Source organism: Pseudomonas antarctica (assembly GCF_001647715.1).
In the GTDB taxonomy this organism is placed as follows: domain Bacteria; phylum Pseudomonadota; class Gammaproteobacteria; order Pseudomonadales; family Pseudomonadaceae; genus Aquipseudomonas; species Aquipseudomonas antarctica_A.
Genome location: NZ_CP015600.1, coordinates 2,465,160 through 2,485,919, shown reverse-complemented (window position 1 = coordinate 2,485,919; position 20,760 = coordinate 2,465,160). Strand labels below are relative to the sequence as shown.

Annotated in this window: 18 protein-coding genes and 1 pseudogene; 9 read left to right on the top strand and 10 right to left on the bottom strand. The window is 58.8% G+C overall.

The genetic code is table 11. The features are described from left to right. Window positions 1-171 precede the first annotated feature (171 nt). The 5 genes and pseudogenes from A7J50_RS11515 to A7J50_RS11495 all read left to right on the top strand — a co-directional run bounded on the left by A7J50_RS11515 (window position 172) and on the right by A7J50_RS11495 (window position 7,347). Window positions 172-4,824: an RHS repeat-associated core domain-containing protein gene (locus A7J50_RS11515; RefSeq protein ID WP_237140901.1), complete on the top strand. Its 4,653-nt coding sequence runs from the start codon at window positions 172-174 to the stop codon at window positions 4,822-4,824. Beyond that, window positions 4,821-5,141, top strand: a complete 321-nt coding sequence (locus A7J50_RS11510; protein ID WP_064451893.1) for a hypothetical protein — start codon at window positions 4,821-4,823, stop codon at window positions 5,139-5,141. The genes A7J50_RS11515 and A7J50_RS11510 overlap by 4 nt, the downstream gene beginning before the upstream one ends. A gap of 333 nt (window positions 5,142-5,474) precedes the next feature. Next, the gene (locus A7J50_RS11505) at window positions 5,475-5,780 is read left to right on the top strand and encodes a contact-dependent growth inhibition system immunity protein (protein WP_064451892.1); all 306 of its coding nucleotides are present in this window, start codon (window positions 5,475-5,477) and stop codon (window positions 5,778-5,780) included. An 85-nt stretch (window positions 5,781-5,865) separates the two neighbouring features. Beyond that, window positions 5,866-6,682: pseudogene (locus tag A7J50_RS11500) on the top strand (RHS repeat domain-containing protein); the annotation flags it as partial. Window positions 6,683-6,927: 245 nt separating this feature from the next. Then, window positions 6,928-7,347 (top strand): hypothetical protein, encoded by a 420-nt coding sequence (locus A7J50_RS11495; protein ID WP_064451890.1) that lies wholly within the window; start codon window positions 6,928-6,930, stop codon window positions 7,345-7,347. A gap of 134 nt (window positions 7,348-7,481) precedes the next feature. On the opposite strand, the gene A7J50_RS11490 is transcribed toward A7J50_RS11495, so the two are convergent. The 5 genes from A7J50_RS11490 to A7J50_RS11470 form a co-directional block, all read right to left on the bottom strand. Continuing rightward, window positions 7,482-8,711, bottom strand: coding sequence for a M20/M25/M40 family metallo-hydrolase (locus A7J50_RS11490; RefSeq protein WP_064451889.1), 1,230 nt, complete (start codon window positions 8,709-8,711; stop codon window positions 7,482-7,484). A gap of 48 nt (window positions 8,712-8,759) precedes the next feature. After that, window positions 8,760-9,818, bottom strand: coding sequence for a diguanylate cyclase (locus A7J50_RS11485; protein WP_064451888.1), 1,059 nt, complete (start codon window positions 9,816-9,818; stop codon window positions 8,760-8,762). Between the two features lie 89 nt (window positions 9,819-9,907). Continuing rightward, window positions 9,908-10,540: a LysE family translocator gene (locus A7J50_RS11480; RefSeq protein WP_064451887.1), complete on the bottom strand. Its 633-nt coding sequence runs from the start codon at window positions 10,538-10,540 to the stop codon at window positions 9,908-9,910. Between the two features lie 65 nt (window positions 10,541-10,605). Next, window positions 10,606-11,475, bottom strand: a complete 870-nt coding sequence (locus tag A7J50_RS11475) for a sugar phosphate isomerase/epimerase family protein (protein WP_064451886.1) — start codon at window positions 11,473-11,475, stop codon at window positions 10,606-10,608. Window positions 11,476-11,502: 27 nt separating this feature from the next. Further along, on the bottom strand, window positions 11,503-11,667 hold the full coding sequence (locus A7J50_RS11470; RefSeq protein ID WP_016968943.1) for a rubredoxin: 165 nt from the start codon (window positions 11,665-11,667) through the stop codon (window positions 11,503-11,505). 158 nt (window positions 11,668-11,825) lie between these two features. Between A7J50_RS11470 and A7J50_RS11465 the strand changes: the two genes are divergently transcribed. Next, the gene (locus A7J50_RS11465; RefSeq protein WP_064451885.1) at window positions 11,826-13,238 is read left to right on the top strand and encodes a PLP-dependent aminotransferase family protein; all 1,413 of its coding nucleotides are present in this window, start codon (window positions 11,826-11,828) and stop codon (window positions 13,236-13,238) included. Between the two features lie 21 nt (window positions 13,239-13,259). Here the strand turns inward: A7J50_RS11465 and A7J50_RS11460 are convergent, their stop codons facing one another. The 4 genes from A7J50_RS11460 to A7J50_RS11445 are packed head-to-tail and all read right to left on the bottom strand — an operon-like array spanning window position 13,260 to window position 16,504. Continuing rightward, window positions 13,260-13,925, bottom strand: a complete 666-nt coding sequence (locus A7J50_RS11460; protein WP_064451884.1) for a methionine ABC transporter permease — start codon at window positions 13,923-13,925, stop codon at window positions 13,260-13,262. Next, complete coding sequence (locus A7J50_RS11455; RefSeq protein WP_082895865.1) at window positions 13,922-14,668, bottom strand: methionine ABC transporter ATP-binding protein; 747 nt, start codon at window positions 14,666-14,668, stop codon at window positions 13,922-13,924. The genes A7J50_RS11460 and A7J50_RS11455 overlap by 4 nt, the downstream gene beginning before the upstream one ends. Beyond that, on the bottom strand, window positions 14,665-15,459 hold the full coding sequence (locus A7J50_RS11450) for a MetQ/NlpA family ABC transporter substrate-binding protein (protein WP_064454910.1): 795 nt from the start codon (window positions 15,457-15,459) through the stop codon (window positions 14,665-14,667). The genes A7J50_RS11455 and A7J50_RS11450 overlap by 4 nt, the downstream gene beginning before the upstream one ends. A 13-nt stretch (window positions 15,460-15,472) precedes the next feature. Further along, the gene (locus A7J50_RS11445; protein ID WP_064451883.1) at window positions 15,473-16,504 is read right to left on the bottom strand and encodes an isopenicillin N synthase family dioxygenase; all 1,032 of its coding nucleotides are present in this window, start codon (window positions 16,502-16,504) and stop codon (window positions 15,473-15,475) included. A gap of 248 nt (window positions 16,505-16,752) precedes the next feature. Here A7J50_RS11445 and A7J50_RS11440 point away from each other — a divergent pair, with 248 nt between their 5' ends. From A7J50_RS11440 to A7J50_RS11430, 3 genes are all read left to right on the top strand, one after another. Continuing rightward, the gene (locus A7J50_RS11440; protein WP_064451882.1) at window positions 16,753-17,493 is read left to right on the top strand and encodes a response regulator; all 741 of its coding nucleotides are present in this window, start codon (window positions 16,753-16,755) and stop codon (window positions 17,491-17,493) included. Further along, window positions 17,490-18,794: an ATP-binding protein gene (locus tag A7J50_RS11435; RefSeq protein ID WP_064451881.1), complete on the top strand. Its 1,305-nt coding sequence runs from the start codon at window positions 17,490-17,492 to the stop codon at window positions 18,792-18,794. The genes A7J50_RS11440 and A7J50_RS11435 overlap by 4 nt, the downstream gene beginning before the upstream one ends. A 175-nt stretch (window positions 18,795-18,969) precedes the next feature. Next, entirely contained in the window at window positions 18,970-20,052 is a 1,083-nt protein-coding gene (locus A7J50_RS11430; RefSeq protein ID WP_064451880.1) for an LLM class flavin-dependent oxidoreductase, read from the top strand. Window positions 20,053-20,174: 122 nt separating this feature from the next. Here the strand turns inward: A7J50_RS11430 and A7J50_RS32080 are convergent, their stop codons facing one another. Beyond that, window positions 20,175-20,300, bottom strand: coding sequence for a hypothetical protein (locus tag A7J50_RS32080; RefSeq protein ID WP_257784302.1), 126 nt, complete (start codon window positions 20,298-20,300; stop codon window positions 20,175-20,177). Window positions 20,301-20,760: the final 460 nt, after the last annotated feature.

Genomic DNA, 20,760 nt, shown 5'->3' with positions numbered 1-20,760 from the left:
AACTTCCCACGTAATAGCCGGAAAAGCTCTACAGATCTCTCCTTAAAACCTCTGCAAAGTCCTTCGCCTGATCACACAGTGCGAGGGATTGCAGATGGTTTTTTTCGTTAAAGCCCAGGTTTTTTGGGCTGTCGCTTGAACCCGGCCATTGGCAGGCTGGCCCTGGCCCCAATGGATGCAAAGACGGTCGATGTTGAAACTGTCTTGCGCGACTTTAGAGAGTGCCTAAACACCTTTGACGACTGGGCTGCGAGCTTCTGGAGCTTTTCGGCGCTGGATGTCGAGCAGGTGTTCAAGGTCGGCGACGAGGTGGCGCTGGTTGCGCCCATCAACCGCTCCATTTTTCCCGGCAGCACCGTCGCCACGTGCCAGGCCAACGGCACGTTGACCCTGGTGCACATGTTCCAGAGCACGCGGTTTGTGCCCATCGGCAACACGCCGGTGGTGCTGCAACGCGTCGATCCCAACGGCGGCCCACTGGGCGAGCCGATCCACAAGACCATCGGCCCCAGCGGCATTCTCGAAATCACCGAGTGTGATCGCAACCAGCAGTACCGAATCAGCTTCTATCCCAACGTTTCCACGGAGCACGTCAAGGCGCTGTACGCGTCTTATCAGTCGGTGATCGGCGAGCTGGAAGCGCGCCTGCGCGGCGAGTGGAACAGCACGTTCCAAGCGCAGTGGAAAGACTATACGGACGCTACTGCGCTGGATCGGCGCCGGATGGTGGAAGCGGCGTTTCTCAGTGGCATGGGCAAAGCGCTTTACGGGCTGTGGGACAACTTAACCCAGCTGTATGAGCTGTTGGCGGACATCAAGCCCAACAGCGAAAAGCTGCTGCAGTACATCTCCCAAGCCGAGCTTGATGAGCTGCTGAAGCTCGGCAACGACGCGATTGCCAACGGCCTGCTGGTGCTCAGCGACGAGCCGCTGCTGTTCATTTATGTGTCGGCGATGGTCAGCTGGATGCGAATGCTGCCGCCGCAAGAAATGAACGAGCTGATGGGGGAAATCACCGGCGAGGTGTTGATCAACCTGCTGCTGATCTGGGCGACTGCGGGAATGGGTGTGGCGGTGCGCTTGGGTACGCAGGTGCTGGGGCACATCAAGTCTGGGCGGACGCGGGATCTTCTGGAGTTGTTGGCGACAAAGCTGGTGATGCCCAGGTTGGAGCCGCATGCCGTGGTGGTGAAGCCGTTGCTGTTGAGTAGTACGGCGACGCCGATCAAGACCGTGCCGGTTGCGTCGTTGAAGGCGGGTGAGCAGTTGGTTTCCAACGCGGTGCCTGCGGTTCGTAAGAAGACCCAGCAGACGGCATTGGTGCGCCAGGAACATGTCGACGATGTGCCCGCTGCGGGTAAGAACCCGAACGGCGATGCGGCGGCCCCTGCGGACAAGACCGCCACCAATGGCTGCCCGGTGTCGATGGTGACCGGGGAGGAACTGCTGACCCTCACCGATGGCACCTTGGATGGGGTTTTGCCGTTTGAGTGGACGCGGCTGTATCGCACCAGTGCGGTGGACGTGGATTGCGGGTTGGGGTTTGGCTGGAGTCATGCGCTGGCGCAGCGGTTGGTGGTGGATGGCGATTCGGTGGTGTGGACGGATCATGAGAACCGGTCGACTGCCCTGCCCTTGCCTACGGTGGCTCGGCCGGCGATTACCAACAGCTTGGCCGAAGCCGCGATTTACTTGGGTGCTTTACCCGATGAACTGGTGCTGGCTCAGGCGTCGCGTTTCTACCATTTCCGCGACGGTGTGCTGACCACCATCAGCGATGCTTATGACAACCGACTGCGCATCAGCCGTGATCGTTTGGGGCGGATCGAGCGGCTGGATAACGGTGTAGGCCGGTGTTTGTTTTTGCGCTACGAACAGGGCCGCATTGCTGCGGTGGACTATCAGGTTCATCGCGCCAAAGGGCATGAACCCTTTGAATGGGTGACTGAACAGAACGTCGTTTCATACGCCTATGACGAAGTTGGACGGTTGGTTTCAGCGACCAACGCTGTCGGTGAAAGCGAGGTTTATCGGTACGACGATCAGCACGTCATTCTGGAACGGCAGTTGGCCGGTGGGGCAAGTTTCTTTTGGGCGTGGGAACGGGCTGGCAAGGCGGCACGCTGTGTCCGGCACTGGGCCAGCTTTTCGCAGATGGACACGCGGTATGCGTGGGATGACAACGGCCGGGTCACGGTTCAGAACGCTGATGGCAGTCGGGAAGTTTACGTCCACGATCAGCGGGCGCGGCTGGTGCAGCGCATTGATCCCGACGGTGCCGAGCACTTCAAATCCTACGATGACAAGGGCCGACTGACGGTCGAGCAGGACCCGTTGGGGGCGGTGACGGCGTATCAGTACGACGACGCCGGACGTTTGGTGGCGTTGTTTCCTGGGGAGGATGAGCCGACTTCCTACGAGCATGACAACGGGTTCGTACGGGTAGTACGGCGTGGTGAGGCGGTCTGGAAGTATGAGCGCAACGATCAGGGCGACGTCATTCGTAAGACCGATCCCGACGGCCACATTACTGACTACAGCTACAACAAATACGGGCAACTGACCGGGATTTGGTATCCGGATAACAGTTGTCACCGGCTGGTCTGGAATGAACGTGGTCAGTTGCTTGAGGAGCAGCTGCCGAATGGCGGTATCAAGCGCTATCGCTATGACTATCTTGGGCGCAAGGTTGCGCACGAGGATGAACAGGGCGCGCTGACTCAGTATCAATGGGACAGCGTGGGTCGGTTGACTCGTGTTGTGTTGCCAGGCGGCGCGACGCGGGAATACAGCTACAACCCCTACGGAAAAATCACCGCCGAACGCGATGAACGGGGCCACGTCACCCGCTACGAATACGCCGACGGCCTGCACCTGATCAGCCGCCGCATCAATGCCGACGGCAGCCAGGTCAACTACCGCTACGACAACGTACGGTTGCTGCTGACCGCCATCGAAAACGAAGTCGGCGAAACCTACCAGCTCGATTACCACCCCAATGGCCTGATCCAGCAGGAAATCGGTTTTGACGGCCAGCGTACCGCCTACGCCTACGACCTCAATGGCAACCTGCTCGAGAAAACCGAATATGGTGATGACGGTAGTCAGCTCGTCACCGGCTACGAGCGAGACCACGCTGGCCGACTTGTACGAAAAACCCTGCCCGACGGCAACCTTGTTGACTACGCCTACGACCGCCAAGGCAACCTTCTCAGCGTCGACGACGGGCACTGGGCGCTAGCCTACGAATACGACCCGCAAAACCGGCTCACCGCCGAACACCAGGGCTGGGGCACCTTGCGCTATGGCTACGACGCCTGCGGCCAGCTGCAAAACCTGCGCCTGCCGGACAACAACCGCCTCACCTTCAACCACGACAAAGGCGGCCACCTTTCCACCGTTGAACTGAATGGTGAAACGCTCACTTCTCACCTGTTCAAAACCGGTCGCGAGCACCAGCGTCAACAAGGCCAGCTCCTCAGCCATTACCACTACGACGAACAAAACCGCCTGCACGCCCATGCTGTCAGCCAACAGCAACACACCCTTTACCAACGTCAATACGACTACGACAAAACCGGCAACCTCACCCGGGTTCTCGACACCCGCAAAGGCGAACACCACTACCACTACGACCCCCTCGCCCGTCTGACTCGGACCGATCACTCGCAAGGCGTGCAAGAACGCTTCGGCCATGACCCTGCGGGCAACCTGCTGATGCAGGATCGACCGGGCCCGGACATCGTGGCGGGGAATCGTTTGATGATCCAGGGCGATCACCATTACGACTACGACGCCTTCGGCAACCTGATCCGCCAAAGACGCGGCAAGGGCCATCAACTTGTCACCGAATATCGCTACGACTGCCAGCATCGGCTGATCGGCATTACCCAGCCGAACGGGAAAACCGCCAGCTATCGTTATGACCCGTTTGGTCGACGGATCAGCAAAACCGTCGACGACATCACCACAGAGTTTTTCTGGCAAGGCGACAAGCTGATTGCCGAACACCATGCAGATCGCCATCGCAGTTACATCTACGAACCGGACAGCTTCCGCCCTCTGGCACTGCTGGAAGGTTTTGGTCCGAAAGAGACCCAGCCTTACCACTATCAACTCGACCACCTCGGTACCCCGCAGGAACTCACCGCCCCCGACGGTGAAATCGTCTGGTCGGCGCACTACCGCGCCTATGGTGAAATTGCCCGACTCGACATAGATAAAGTCGACAACCCGCTGCGCTTTCAGGGCCAATATTTCGATGCGGAAAGCGGGCTGCACTACAACCGCCATCGCTACTACAATCCGGACAGTGGTCGCTATCTGACACCCGACCCGGTGAAGTTGGCGGGTGGGATCAACGCGTACCAGTACGTGCCGAACCCTACGGGGTGGGTAGATCCGCTAGGACTCAGTAAATGTCCTGGTAATTGCGGTCCCTTTGAGGACGTCGTAGATCCGGCAAACAGTGCAATAGTCAAAGGCAGCCAGCCGGCGCTGCCTGCACCTGAAGAAATCGAGTGGACAGCTCATGGGTATAAGCACAGCCCCTCAAAAAAAATGCCTTGGAAAGATATTTTGGCTACAACAAAGTCCGGCCCAGCCAAGTACAAGCCAGGCATAAATATTGAAAATCTGGAAAGAGAAGCCTATAAAAATGGCAGAACAGTTACTAATGGAAAAACGTGGAAAGTGATGGAGTATCCTGAGAGCATTGGCGCCAGCGAAGGAGTATCTAGCCGTTGGATACGTATTGAATTAAGCGCGAAAACAATCCACGGCCACCCTATATCAGAGCAAGAATTCCGGAGATTAACTAAATGATTTCGTTAGATTTTCTACAAGGCAAAGTAACTTACGACGAACTCTCGATGTTGCAGGAATCAGGGATTGAGCATCAAGCCCACCATCTGAAAGAGGACTTGCTTCAAGTGGAGTATCCACACGGCTTCCTAATTGACGTAGGTTGGTATCCTTCATTCGACGCAAAAGGGCACTTCCAAATAAAGGTCGTTAAAGACTATGAATGGGAATCTCCCACTTTAACGCTTACCGCGCAGTCAATTGATTCGCTAATCGAGCAACTGCTGCTCGCTCAAGTTTCGATTAGCGCAGAACTTCAAAAAACGCCAATTCATTGATCGATTGAAAACATCTAATGAAGCGTGTTCCCCCAAGCTGGTACCTGCGACGAGCACACTCGCTCGCCACAGGACCACGGACCGGAAAATGATCGCGCAACGGCAGAGTTAGCAATATCAAACGTATTAGATGACAACAAAGCCAAGATTAGCAACTTTTTCAAAGGGCAAAACAATCAAGTTGTCATTATCCAAAAAGTCAAACACCCTATAGGGACCAGCTTTAAAAAAGAACACCACGACTTCCGTTCCCGGAACGGAAATTCACCTTGTCATTCGCAGAGATAACAACATGCATAATGGCTACCGAATTCATACTGGATTTCCAAACCCATGAACCAAGACTATCCCGAACTACAGCAATTCCTTGCAGGCTATTTTAATCAAGATTGGGTGCACGACTACAAGAACGCAGATGATGTAATTGACTTTTTCATCTCCGATGTTTCTGCGGACGTACTATTCGAAGTACAGTCAGAATTAGACAGATTAATAATGACCAACAAGACGGAGCAAGAGCTTCAAGACTATTTATTCGCCGACATTGGATGCTACTACTATTATCTTAACGAATGGAAGGACGCTCGAACGTGGTTGAAACATGTGGCTTCAACCCTGAAAAAACAAAGCTTCAAATAAAAAACAAATAAGGCAGCAGAAAACCTTGTAGTGAGCGAGCTTGCGTTGAGCTGAGAAGCAGCCCCAATAGGAGCGGACGAGGTACCACCACTACGATCCCCTCGCCCGTCTGACTCGGGCCGATCACTCACAAGACGCACATGAACGCTTCGGCCACGACCCGGCAGGCAACCTGCTAATGCAGGATCGACCCGGACATCGTTGCCGGTAATCGCCTGATGATCCAGGGCGATCATCAGTACGACTATGACGCGTTCGGCAACCTCATCCGCCAACGACGCTGTAAGGGTCACCAACTTGTCACCGAATATCGCTATGACTGCCAGCATCGGCTGATCGGCATTACCCAGCCGAACGGGAAAACCGCCAGCTATCGTTATGACCCGTTTGGTAGACGGATCAGCAAAACCGTCGACGACATAACCACAGAGTTTTTTTGGCAAGGCGACAAGCTGATTGCCGAGCATCACGCGGATCGCCATCGCAGTTACATCTACGAACCGGACAGTTTTAGGCCTTCGACACTACTGGAAGGCTTTGGCCCGAAAGAGACCCAGCCTTACCACTATCAACTCGACCACCTCGGAACACCGCAGGAGCTGACCGCGCCTGACGGTGAAATCGTCTGGTCGGCGCACTACCGCGCCTACGGAGAAATTGCCCGCCTCGATGTCAGCAAAATCGACAACCCGCTGCGTTTCCAAGGCCAATACTTCGACCCGGAAAGCGGGCTGCACTACAACCGTCATCGCTACTACAATCCGGATAATGGTCGTTACCTGACGCCTGACCCGGTAAAGCTGGCAGGTGGGATCAACGCGTACCAGTACGTGCCCAATCCCATGGGGTGGGTAGATCCGCTAGGCTTGAATACATGTCCAGGTGGAGATGGTTGCAAGCCAAGTGCTAACGTTCAAAACCCAACTCGTATATTTTAACGGCACTTTCAATATTCGACCTTGAACAAATCAAAGGTGAAGCGTTGTAAAACTACGACCCTAACAATAAAAAAGACAGAGAAAAAATCATTGTTCTTTTTTTTGAAAGACCTTATGTATCCAACGTTCAATCCTTCGATGAATGGTGCCGAGATGAAATTCCGTGAAGACGGCACGCCTTTTACTCTGTTTCCGCTCAAGGAATAAAAATGCTATTTCACCCATTTTCCGAGCACATACCTTTTGATGCGAGCTTGTATTATTTCGTAGGAGTTTTTGACATTTACGACAGAGAGGAAACCAAGGGAGCAGAGCTTCACGCCTATGACCCCAACGACAAAAAAGATAGAGAAAATCTAATTCTCAAATATTGCCTGGATCCATACAACAAGCTTTCCTATCGCCACCGATACAAATTAATGGAAAACCTGGACGCCGCATTAAATACAGAAAACTTTGATTTTCATTGTTTTTTTGAGGATGACCCAGATAAATATTCAACGATGGCATGGGACGAAACAGAAATAGTTGACCCTCAAAGCTTTTTTGCCGACATCTACCGATTAGCCAACGAGGTTTGGAAAGACGACCTCCAAAGAGCCAGTCTCGAAGACCCATCCACATGGTAAGAACACCACTTGCCTCACTGACAACCCCAACCCTGTGGCGAGCGAGCTTGCTCGCGTTGGGTTGCGCAGCGGTCACAATAAGCCAGCTGGCCAGAGAATCGGGCTCACCGGAATGAGTGAGCCCTGCAATCAAATCAGCGCTTGGAAAGCTCCATAATCATCCGGCTCAACAGATAAATCCGCGGCGCCACACTCTCCACCTCGGCATATTCCTCCGGCGTATGAATATTCCCACCGACAATCCCAAACCCATCCAACGTCGGCGTCCCCACCCCGGCGGACAAACTCGCATCCGCCGCCCCGCCGCTGCCTTCAATGGTTAACTTGCGGCCCAGCTCCCCATAAATGCCCTGGGCAATGGCGACCAACTTGTCCGATTCCGGCGTTTGCGGCATGGGTGGCAGGCCTCGCAGCAAGCTGGTCTTCACTTCGGTTTCGGGGATCAACTTATTCGCTGAAACACGCGCCAGGTCTTTCTCGATTCGATCAAACTCCTCCGGCAACGCTGCGCGTACATCCGCCTTGGCGGTGGCTTGGTCGGGGATGACGTTGGTGCGGTCACCGGCCTTGATGACCGTGAAGTTGATGGTGGTTTTCTTTTCTTCATCGCCCAGTTTGCCCAGTTGCAAAATCTGGTGCGCCGCTTCCATGGCGGCGTTGCGGCCCAGTTCCGGGGCGACGCCGGCGTGGGCGGCTTTGCCTTTGACTTCGACCACGGCGGTGGCGCTGCCTTTGCGCCATACCACCAGGCCGTCGGCTGGGCGGCCGGGTTCGAGGTTCAGGGTAACGTCGTGGCCTTTGGCGGTGTTGCGGATCAGCTCGGAGGCGGCCTCGGAGCCGGTTTCTTCGCTGGCGTCGAGCAGGAAGGTGATTTGTGCGTAGTCCTTGAAGCCCTGGTTTTTCAGGACTTTCAGCGCGTAGATACCGGCGACGATGCCGCCCTTGTCGTCCATCACGCCCGGGCCATAAGCGCGGCCGTCCTTGATGTGGAACGGGCGTTCGGCGGCCGAGCCTTCCTTGAACACGGTGTCCATGTGGGCCATCAGCAGGATCCTGGCTTTACCGGTGCCCTTGAGGGTGGCGATCACATGGCTGTTGTTGGCGGCCTTGTCCGGCACCAGTTCGATGCTGAAACCGAGCTGTTTCAATTCATCGACGGCGATGTCGCGCACTTGGGTCAGGCCTGGCTCGTAGCCGGAGCCCGAATCAATATTCACCAGGCGCTCCAACAGTTTCAGGGCCTCGGCCTTGTACTGCTCGGAATCCGCCTGGATCTGTTTGTGGGGTTCGGCGCTGTAGGCCGGCATTGCGAAGGACAAGGCCAGGGTCGCGGCCAGGAGGGTACGGGAGAAGGAAAAGAGCATGGACCGATCCTTGTTTTTTGTTGGGAGGGGCTGCGACACCCTACCCCACTAAACCGACCGCAACCAACTCCCCTGCACTGAGCTGACCCGGTTACGCCCGCTGCTCTTGGCTTCATACAAGGCCTGGTCGGCGTCGTTGAGCCAACTGGTGGAATCGGCGTGGGCCGCTTGATACGGTGCCAGGCCGATGCTCAAGCTGGCGCGCAGGGTCGGGTCCTGCGCATACGCTAGCGCACTGAAGCGATCGCGCAAGGCATCCATCACTTCCGTGGCTCGATTGAGTGGCATATCCGGCAGAATCACACAAAACTCATCGCCGCCATAACGCCCGGCCAGGTCGGAGGTCCGCAGGTTCTGGCGCAGGACTTTACTCAATTGGCGCAGCACGATGTCGCCAGTGACATGGCCGTAGGTATCGTTGATGGTCTTGAAATGGTCGATGTCGATCAGCGCAATGGCCGCGCCTACCTGCTCGCGGCGGCAGCGCTGAAACTCGATTTCCAGTTGGTCTTTCCAGGCACCGTGGTTGAGCAGGCCGGACAGGCTGTCCGTGCGGCTCAACGCCAGCAACTCGCGTTTGTGTCGGGCCAGGGTCACGGCCTGGCGATAGCAGATCCAACCCAGCGCCAGGGGATACAGCATGAGGATCGGCAGGCACGCATACAGCTGGATCTCGGTCGTCACGGCGATAAACGCCGGACCAAACATCAGCAACGACAGGCCAATACCCAACCCCTGCGCGACCCAACCGGCCAACATAAAGCGAAACCCGCCGATGGCGACGTTGTTCATGGTCATCATCGACACGGTGGTGACGCTGGGCAGCGGGTTGAAGTGCATGGCGCCGACCCAGAACCCGCCGCAAAAGGAGTCGAACAGCAGGTTGCGGCGTTCGCTGCGCAGTGAATTGCTCACGCGGCGCGACCATTGATAGGCGAGGTGCGGCCAGACAAAGGCGTTGATCACCATCCACACCCACACCCACGCCGGTGGGTGAAGGGGATACATACCAAACACCACGCACACGAAGCCGAGCGTCAGCCCCAGTGCACGTGATTTATACAACCGTGAAGCGAGCGGAAGTCCTTTTCCTCCGGCAGCTGACATGGTCGGGTGTAATCCTGGATGAATGCCTGGAGTCTATCAGGGCAACGGCAAATCGCCACTACCGCTCATAAGGCTGTAGATCAGGCCATTCAGTGCGAAAAACCGCGCGCCAGCATCAACGCCACACCCAGTAGCAACACCGCCGTGACTCGCTGCAACAACACCCGGCGCTTGGGGTTTTCCAGTACGTGCTTGATGCGCTGGCCGAAATAGCAGTACAGGCAACCGCTGGCAAATTGCAGCGTCAGAAAGGTTAACCCCAGGATCGCGATATCCGCCGATGAGCTGTGCTCACCTGACCCGGCAAACTGCGGGAACACCGCGCTGAACATGATGATGGTCTTGGGGTTGGAAAACCCGGTCAGCAAGCCTTTGCCGAACAGGCTGCGCGAGCCTTCCACGGCACCGTCCTTGTTGATCGCGACGCCGCTGCTGGTCCACTGCTTGTAGGCCAGGTAGAGAATGTAGGCCACGCCGACAAACTGGATGGTCTGGGTAATGGCGAGGTTACCCTTGATCAACTCCGAAAAGCCTACGGCAAAGATCAGGATCGAAATCAGATAGGACACCGTGGCGCCGATCTGCGCCGGGATCGAGCTGCGCAGGCCGTCTTTCAAGCCCAGGCTCAAGAGCAGCAAAGTCATGGGGCCGGGGCTGAAGGTCATGGTGGCGCAAAACAGCAGAAAGTAGAGAAACGAAGACAGCGTTAACGCAGTTGTCATGGTCCGGGACCTTGGATTGAAAAAAACAACGGGGCGGGCCACGCAAGCGCCCGCCCCTGGGCCCATCAGGCGACCGCGATTTCGGTCGTCAGGGATTCGCGGTACATCAGCGCCAGGTCAGCCAGGGCAGCTTTGGCGGTCTGGTTGCGGGTTTCGAACGCCACCAGGCCTTTCCAATTGGTTTCGACGATGGCCTGCATCACGTCGGCGTAGTCACAGTTGCCGTCATGAATGCCGAAGTGCTGGTCTTGCACGCCGTTGTTGTTGCTGAAGGAAATGCCCTTGATGAGGTGGTGATACTTGCGCACCACTTCCGCCGGCAGGCCGTTTTCGATGTTGGCGTGGCCGGCATCCAGGAAGAAGTACACGTTGCTGTGCGCTTGCAGGCGCTCGAATACAAAGGCGTATTCGGCTTCATGGGTAAAGATGTAGTGGAACGGCCGGTAATTGACGTAGTTGGACAGGTTCTCCAGGTAGATATCCGTGCCCTTGGCCTCGGCGTAACTTGCCAGTTCCTGTACCGACTTGAGGTAGTGCTCCAGGGCAACCTTCTTGGCCATCAGCACCATTTTCGGCTCGACGATGCAGCCACCGTGAATGATCAACGGCGCGCCCAAACGGCTGGCGATGTCGATCTCTTTTTTCACGTACTCCACGGCCGCCACACGGAACGCCTCGACGTCACTGCCCAATGGCGCCTTGAAGTTGCCGTGGAATATTGGCTTAACACCGGTCGCCTCGATGTGCGCCTGCAGGCTGACGATGCGTGCCTCGGTCCAGTCGTCGACCATTTCACCAAACAGGCTGCCGTCGATGTACCAGTGGGTGCAGTCGCCTTCGACAGCGGTTTGCAGGCCTTTTTCGGCGCCGAGGTATTTCTGGTGAGCCACACCGGTACAGAACGGCACGGTGGGGTTGATCAGTTTGCTGTCCATGGAGCGATTCCTTTCGTTGATGGAGGGTTAAAGTTCGATGGCCATGAAGTCGGCCTTGGTCACGCCGCAATCGGGGCATGTCCAGTCTTCAGGCACCTCTTCCCAAGGGGTGCCTGCCGGGATTCCGTCCTCCGGAATGCCCAATTCTTCTACGTACATAAAGCCGCAGGGTGCGCACATATAAGTCTTCATAAGGATGCGAAATCCATTGCTCGCCTGTAGGGAATGTCGCCAACTCCTGGCGAGATGGCGCGCAGTCTAGGGGAGCGGCATTGCACAAGGCAGGTAAAGTGATGCCTAATCCGGCCTAACTTCACCGGTAAAAGCACCGGCAAAGACAAGGAAGGTTTATGTTTGTATCCGCCATCGCCTTTGTGGAAGGCACACCCAAGGTCCAGCAGATCGTCGCGGCGTTCAGCCAGGCCATCGAGAGCGGTGAATGGGCGCCCGGCAGCAAGTTGCCATCGGTGCGTGAGTTGACCCAGACCCTGGGTGTGAGCAAATTCACCCTCAATGAGGCACTGGACCGTCTGCGCGGGCGCAACCTGCTGACCTCAAGCCAGGGGCGCGGCTACTTTGTGGCGATGGAAACCGCCCACCCGACTTCGGCGACCTGGGTCGACCTGCTGCCCCAGGACCTGCTCAGCGTGTTGCGGCGCCCGCTGGTCACCGTCAGCGGCGAACTGCGCCCCGGTGGCGGCCACTTGCCGGAGGAATGGCTGAACGGCGAAGCCATCCGCCAAACCCTGCGCAGCGTGGTGCGCGCGCCGTCGTTGCGCATCGCCGGGCTGGGCACGCCGGCCGGGCTGTTACCGTTGCGCCAAGCCCTGCAACAGAAACTGCACGCCGAAGGCCTGTCGGTGCCGGTCGAGCAAATCATCACCACCCCCAACACCGTGCAGGGCCTGGACATGCTGATGCGCCTGCTCGCACGCCCCGGCGACACCGTGCTGCTGGACGCGCCGTGTTACTTCAACTTCCACGCCAACCTGGCCCTGCACGGCGTCAAAGTGGTGACTATCCAGCGCCGCCCCGACGGCTTTGACTTCACCGCCCTCGAACAGCTGCTGGCCGAGCACCGCCCCAGCCTGTATCTCACCACCAGCGTGCTGCATAACCCCACCGGCCACTCGTTCAGCCCCAGCCAGGCGTTTCGCCTGCTGCAACTGACCCAGCAGTACCACTGCCATATTGTCGAGGATGACCTCTACGGCGACTTGCACCCCAACCCGCCGCCCCGACTGGCCACCCTGGCGGGCCTGAACCAGGTCACCTACCTGTCGGGGTTCTCCAAGATCCTCAGCGCCAACACGCGCGTCAGCTATGTGGTGGCCGCGCCACAACTGGCCGCCAACCTGACCAACATGAAGTTGATGAGCGGCGGCGTGACCTCGGAGCTGTTCGAACAGATCGTCTATCGCATGCTCAGCGAAGGCAGCTACGCCAAACACCGCAAGCGCATGGTGCAACGGTTGATGGAATCGGGTGGGCGCGTCGAGCAATGGCTCAAGCGCTGCGGCTGCGAATTGCCGATGGCCTATGAAGGCGGCATGTTTATCTGGGCGCGCCTGCCAGCGGGCGTAAACGGCGAGTTGCTGGCCCAGGAGGCATTGAAACGCAGCATGGTATTGGCGCCGGGTGCGCTGTTCGGCTATGACCCCGCTCACCTCAACTCGATGCGTTTCAATGTTGCCCACAGTGATGAGCCACGCGCGCAGCGGGTGTTCGAGGCGCTGCTGCTCAAGGCCGTGCGCGCCCCTTGACCCGCTGCAAACCGATCACGTTTAGCGACGATGCGCCAACGACCTCACACAGCGATCCCCCAGGCTTTGCACGCCCTGCACCAGCACCACCAACACGATGACCGTCACCACCATGATCTGGTTGTTGAAACGCTGGTAGCCATACCGTATCGCCAAGTCGCCGAGGCCACCGCCGCCGATCACGCCGGCCATGGAGGAAAAGCCGATCAGCATCACCAACGTCAACGTCACCCCGGCTACCAGCGCCGGCAAGGCTTCGGGCAGCAGGACTTTTAGAATCACATGGCGGATATCACCGCCCATGGCCACAATGGCCTCGATGCGGCCCTTGTCCACTTCATCCAGGGCGTTCTCGACGATGCGCGCAAAAAACGGAAAGGCGCCGATGGTAATCGGCACGACCGCCGCCGTGCTGCCCAGCGTCGTGCCGACGATCAAGCGTGTCAGCGGAATCAACGCAATCAACATCACCACAAAGGGCAATGAACGCCCCAGGTTGATCACCCCGCCCAACACACGGTTGAGCCGTGGCAGGGGGAACAGGCCACCGCGTCGGCTGATAAACAGCACCACGCCCAGCGGCAGGCCGATCAACAGTGTGAACCACCCCGCCAGCAGCACCATGTAGAGGGTTTCGCCTGTTGCATTGAGGAGCAATTGAAGCACGTCGTTCCAGTCGGTTTTCATACGGCCCGCACCACTTGCAGGCTGGGCGCCAGCGAGCGGCCCAGGCGCGATGCCGGGTCAGCCTGCAATTGCAGCAAGGTGCCGCTCTCCACCACGCGGCCCTGCGCCAGGGACACCGCGCTGTCGCAGATGGCCTTGACCACCTCCAGTTCGTGGGTAATCAACACGATGGTCACCCCCAGCTGTCGGTTGATGTCGCGCAACAGCTCAAGGATCGACGCGGTGGTTTCCGGGTCAAGGGCGCTGGTGGCCTCATCCGACAGCAAATACGCCGGGCGCGCCGCCAACGCGCGGGCAATACCCACCCGTTGTTTTTGCCCGCCAGACAATTGCGAAGGAAATGCCTGGGCCTTGTCGCCGAGCCCTACCAGCGCCAGCAACTCGGCCACCCGCGCCGCTCGCTCAGCCTTGGGCACCTTGGCGATTTCCAGCGGCACGGCCACGTTATCCGCCACGTTGCGCGAATGCAGCAGGTTGAAGCCCTGGAAGATCATGCCGATGCGCTGGCGTTGCTCGCGCAATTGCTTGTCGCTCAGTTGGGTCAGGTCCTGACCATCCAGCAGGATGCGCCCGCTGGTTGGCCGCTCCAGCAAATTGAGGCAGCGCAGCAAGGTGCTTTTGCCCGCCCCGCTGCGGCCGACGATGCCGAAGATCGACCCGTCGGCAATCTGCAAAGACACGTTATCCAGCGCCGCCGGCTGGCCACCGGCGTAGGTTTTGCTGACCCCTTCGACGACGATCATTCGGCCGCCACCGGGATCACCGAACCGGCATATTTTTCGCTGATGAACTGGGCAACTTGCGGTGAACGCAGGTCCTTGGCGAGCTGCTTGATACGCGGGTCGTCCGCCAACCTGGGCGTGGTCACGAGGATATTCGCGTAGGGGTTGCCCTCGGCCTTTTCCAACCCCAAGGCATCTTTGGCCGGCACCAACCCGGCCTCCAGCGCGAAGTTGCCATTGATCACCGCCAGGTCCACATCGTCCAATGCACGAGGGATTTGCGGCGATTCGATTTCCAGGATCTTCAGGTGCCTGGGGTTCTCGGCAATGTCCTTGGGCGTGGCCTGGTCCTTGGACGCATCATTGAAACCTGGCTTGAGTGTTATCAGGCCATTGGCTTGCAGCAGGTAGAGCGCGCGGCTGAGGTTGGTGACGTTGTTCGGCACGGCCACGGTGCCTTTATCCGGCACCTGGGCGAGGCTGGTATGGCGATGGGAATAGATGCCCAACGGTTCGATATGCACGGTGGCCGCCACTGCGAACTTCTGCCCGAGGGCCTGCTCCTGTGAGTTGAGATACGGCAGGTGCTGGAAGTAATTGGCGTCCACATCACCGTGGGCCAGCAACTCGTTGGAGTTCACGCCGCTGGGGATCTCGATGATTTTCAGGTTCAGGCTCGGGTCAAGCTTCTGCACGTATTCGAGGATCTGTGCATGGGGAATCGGGTCGGCGGCGACGCGCAACGCATCGGCGGCCGACACACTGAATGAGGCCAGCAACGCCGCCAGGGTAAGTGCGGTGGTTTTCAATATCGTGATCTCCTGATCAGGCGGACAGTGCTTGGGGAAGTGTGGCGTCGGCGTAAAAACGTTGGGCGACATCAGGGTGCGAACGCAGGCGGCCCTTGAGGTAATTCCAGCCGACATCGCGCAGCAGCGGGTTACGCGGGTCGCTGGCAGGGCCATGTGCATCACGCAGCAGTTCCGGCGCCAATGGGTACACCGGCACCACCGCATCCAGCTGTGCGCCGAGGAAAAACGCCAGGGACAAGCGCTCGCTGCCCACCGGCGGCGAGACCACCCGGTGCACGGTGGCGCGCAGATAGCCGTTGCTGGCCAACTCAAGCAATTCGCCGATATTGACCACCAGCGTACCGGGGCGCGGCGCGGCGTCGATCCAACGGCCCTCCTCCACTTCCACCTGCAAACCGGCTTGCTGGTCTTGCAGCAAGAAGCTCAGGAAGCCGGAGTCCTTGTGCGCACCTACGCCCTGGCGACTTTGTTGTGCATGACGACCGGGGTAGCGGATCAGCTTGATGTGTTCGTTGGGTGTGCTGCCGTACAGCGCGTCAAACGCATTCTCGGGCAGCGACAGCGCCTGGGCGAAGGCGCGCAGCAGGCGCAACGACATCTGCGTCATCGCTTGCTGCCAGGCCAGCACCCGAGGCTTGAGCTCGGGCAAAGCGGCCGGCCATTGGTTCGGACCTTGCAGGCGCGCCCAGGCGGCCGGGTATTGTTCTGCATCCAGGGGCTCGCGCTCGGCGCCGACGTCGAACTGTTCGCGCAGGTCGGGCTGGCCCCGGGTGATCTCCGAAGCGGCGCGGTTGTAACCGCGAAAGTGCGGGGAGTTGAGCATGCCGACCGCGCGCTTATCGGCGTCGGGCAAGGCGAAAAATGCGCGTGCCTGCTGCTGCACCTGGCTCAACAGCGCCGGGTCGATCCCGTGCCCGGTGAGGTAGAAAAACCCGATATGCCGCGCGGCAGATCGCAGCTCATCAAGGAATTTGCCGCGCTGCTGCGGGCTGCCGTCGAGCTGTGACAGGTCCAGCAACGGCAACGTGGTAATTGATTGCAGCATCAAAGGCTCACTCCATGAACGTCTTGGGTTGGAGCGACCAAGCTAAACGATCTTAAAAACGCGTAATAAATACCTTTTTAGAATTAGCTTAGGCGCTGGGGTGAACGATCCCCGCACGCGTGCCTGTCGGTTTTTTGCATCGCCGTGTATCTCGTTATCGCCAGATACACTGCAATACAAAGGGCACAAGGCAAAGCAGGCGCCGATGGCTAGACTGCGGCTCATGAGCATTTAACGAGGAAGGCAGCATGGATCATGTCGATCACATCCTGATCGTCGATGACGACCGGGAGATCCGCGAACTTTTGGGTAATTACCTGAAGAAAAACGGCATGCGCACCACCGTGGTTGCTGACGGCCGCCAGATGCGCAGCTTCCTCGACACCACCCCGGTTGACCTGATCGTGCTCGACATCATGATGCCCGGCGACGACGGCTTGCAGCTGTGCCGCGAGCTGCGGGTGGGCAAGCACAAGGCTACGCCGGTGCTGATGCTCACCGCGCGTAACGATGAAACCGATCGCATCATCGGCCTGGAAATGGGTGCCGATGATTACCTGGTCAAACCCTTCGCCGCCCGTGAATTGCTGGCGCGGATCAACGCAGTGTTACGCCGCACGCGCATGCTGCCGCCGAACCTGGTGGTCAGTGAGAGCGGGCGATTGATTCGTTTTGGGCGCTGGCGCCTGGACACGACTGCCCGCCACCTGCTCGACGAAGACGACACCCTGGTGGCCCTGAGCGGCGCGGAATACCGCCTGTTGCGGGTGTTTCTCGACCATCCGCAGCGCGTGCTCAACCGCGACCAATTGCTCAACCTGACCCAGGGCCGCGACGCCGATTTGTTCGACCGCTCCATTGACCTGTTGGTCAGCCGTCTGCGCCAACGCCTGCTGGATGATGCCCGCGAACCGGCCTATATCAAGACCGTGCGCAGCGAAGGGTATGTGTTCTCCCTGGCTGTGGAAATCCTCGGGGCCACGCAATGAAATGGCGGTTCGGCTGGCCGCGCACCCTGGCGTCGCAGTTGTCGCTGATCTTCCTGATCAGCCTGGTGTGTGCCAACGGTTTGTCCTTCAGCGCGCAGTTCTACGAGCGCTATATCAGCGCGCGCACGGCCATGCTGGGCAACCTGGAGAACGATGTCTCCACCTCGGTGGCCATCCTCGACCGACTGCCCGCCAACGAGCGCGCCAGTTGGTTGCCGCGTATCGACCGGCAGAACTACCGCTACCTGCTAAATGCCGGCGAGGCCGGTGAGCCGATGAACAGCGATGACGTGCCGATGGCCGCCACCTCGATTTCACAGGCGCTGGGTGAGCAGTACGCGTTGACCTTGCGCAACATTCCCGGCATGCAGAAACACTTCCAGGTGCACCTGACTCTGGCCGATGGCAACCCGATAACCCTCGATGTGCGCCCAGCCGCCTTGCCCGTCGCCTATTGGTTGCCCGTGGTGCTGGTGCTGCAACTGGTGCTGTTGCTCGGCTGTACCTGGTTTGCCGTGCGCCTGGCCATCCGCCCGCTGACTCGCCTGGCACGCGCCGTCGAAACCCTTGACCCCAACGCACACCCCACGCCTCTGGACGAGAAAGGCCCGGCCGAGGTTGCGCATGCGGCGATAGCGTTCAATGCCATGCAAACGCGCATCGCCGAATACCTCAAGGAACGCATGCAGATCCTTGCGGCGATTTCCCACGACCTGCAAACACCGATTACCCGCATGAAACTGCGCGCCGAATTTATGCAAGACTCCGCCGATCGCGACAAGCTGTGGAGCGACCTGGGCGAAATGGAGCACCTGGTGCGTGAAGGAGTGGCCTACGCCCGCAGCGTCCACGGTGCCACCGAGGCCAGTCACCGCATTGATCTGGACGCCTTTCTCGACAGCCTGGTGTTTGATTACCAGGACATGAACAAGCCTGTCAGCCTCACCGGCAAAAGCGCCCTCGTCCTCGACACCCGCCCCCATGCACTGCGCCGCGTGCTGGTGAACCTGCTGGACAATGCCCTGAAATTCGCCGGCAGCGCGGAACTGGAAGTCGGCTCGACCGCGTCCGGGCAGTTGTCCATCACCGTGTCAGACCGTGGGCCTGGCATTGCCGAAGATGAATTGGTGCAGGTGATGCAGCCCTTTTACCGGGTGGAGAGCTCACGCAATCGAGGCACAGGCGGCACCGGGTTGGGGCTGGCGATCGCGCAGCAGTTGGCGGTGGCGATGGGCGGCTCGCTGACCTTGAGTAACCGAGTAGGCGGCGGATTGTGTGCGGAGGTTCGGTTGCGTCTTTAGTGCGGCCTTTAATGCACATTGCTGATAACTAAAATAGAAAATGATTCAGTATTTTAATAATTAGGTTAGAACCAACAGGCATTTTACAGACCCGCCCGCTGCCCTTACTTTTGACCCGAGTGACCGACCCCACGCCCGGAGGAGGTGTCAATCCCGTCATTAGCAAGGACAGACCATGAGCATTGAATTCATCGGCTATATCGGTGGTCACCACGCCTCCGAGATCCACCCGCGCAGCGGCCCTACCCTGCAACCGGACTACGTCGAAAGCGTGGCCCGCGCCCACGAAGCCGCAGGGTTCGACCGCGCCCTGGTGGCCTTCCACTCCAACAGCCCGGACAGCACGCTGATCGCCGCACATGCCGCCAGCGTGACCCAAAAACTGCAATTCCTGATCGCCCATCGCCCAGGCTTTACACAACCCACGCTGGCTGCACGCCAATTCGCCACGCTGGACGTATTCAACGGTGGGCGAACCGCCGTGCACATCATTACCGGTGGCGACGACCGTGAACTGCGCGCCGATGGCAGCCATATCGGCAAGGACGAACGCTACGCGCGCACCGACGAATACCTCAGTGTGGTACGCCAGGAATGGACCAGCGAACAGCCCTTCGATTTCGACGGCACCTACTATCAGGTAGAGGGCGCACACTCGACGGTGAAATCGCCGCAGCAGCCGCATATTCCTGTGTATTTCGGTGGTTCCTCCAAGGCCGCCATTGAGGTCGCGGGCAAGCATGCCGACGTGTATGCGCTGTGGGGTGAAACCTACGAGCAGGTACGCGAAACCGTGACCCAGGTGCGTGCGGAAGCGGCCAGGCACGGGCGTACAATTCGCTTCAGCTTGTCGTTGCGACCGATCCTCGCCGAAACCGAGGAGCTGGCATGGGCGCGGGCCGAAACGATCTTGCAACAGGCGACCGCACTGGCCGAAAAGAATGGCTTTGTGCGCCGTGAACCGCCGAATGAAGGCTCGCGTCGGTTGCTGGCAGCAGCGGCGCAGGGCTCGCGGCTGGATAAGCGTTTGTGGACCGGGATTGCCGGGTTGCTCGGCGCGCAGGGCAATTCCACTTCGCTGGTAGGCACCGCCGAACAAGTCGCTGAAGCGTTGTTGGATTACTACGACTTGGGCATCACCACCTTCCTGATCCGAGGATTCGACCCGCTCAATGATGCGATCGACTATGGCAAACAGCTGATCCCGCTGACCCGCCAGTGGGTCGCAGAGCGCGAGCAGGCCAAACAGGTCGCTTAAGCCCCCCAAAAAACCCAGTGTGGGAGCGGGCTTGCCCGCGATGACGGTGGATCAGTGGATATTTCCGTTGACTGACACTCCGCATTCGCGAGCAAGCCCGCTCCCACATTTTGCCCTGCGTTTTACCCAAGTAAACGTGCCAGTTCTTCTGCGCAATAGTCACCAAACAATTGCCCCGCCTTGGTCAACGGCGCACTGCCAGGGTGGATGGCGCTGTTGGCAGGCGGTGATGTCATATCGCTGCGCATGCCCGATTCGATTCGCGCCTGAGCCGCGCACAACCCTGATTGGCAACACAGACCTACTGTGGGAGCGGGCTTGCTCGCGATGGCGGTGCATCCGCCAACACTTCTGGCAACGAACACCCCGCCGCCTGAGCCGCCTCTTTGCCAGGCACCCAAAAATGTCATGTGTGCGGGCTTGCTCGCGAGTGCGGCAGGCCAGTCAGCATGTGTATGACTGATCCACCGCCATCGCAGGCAAGCCAGCTCCCACATTTGCCCTGCGTTTTACCCAAGCAAGCGTGCCAGTTCTTCTACGCAAGTCGCCAAACAATTGCCTGGCCTTGGTCAACGACGCACTGCCAGGGTGAGTGGCGCTGCGCATGCCCGATTCGATTCGCGCCTGAGCCGTGCACAACTCTCATTGGCAACACAGACCCACTGTGGGAGCGGGCTTGCTCGCGAAAGCGGTGGGTCAGCCGATATT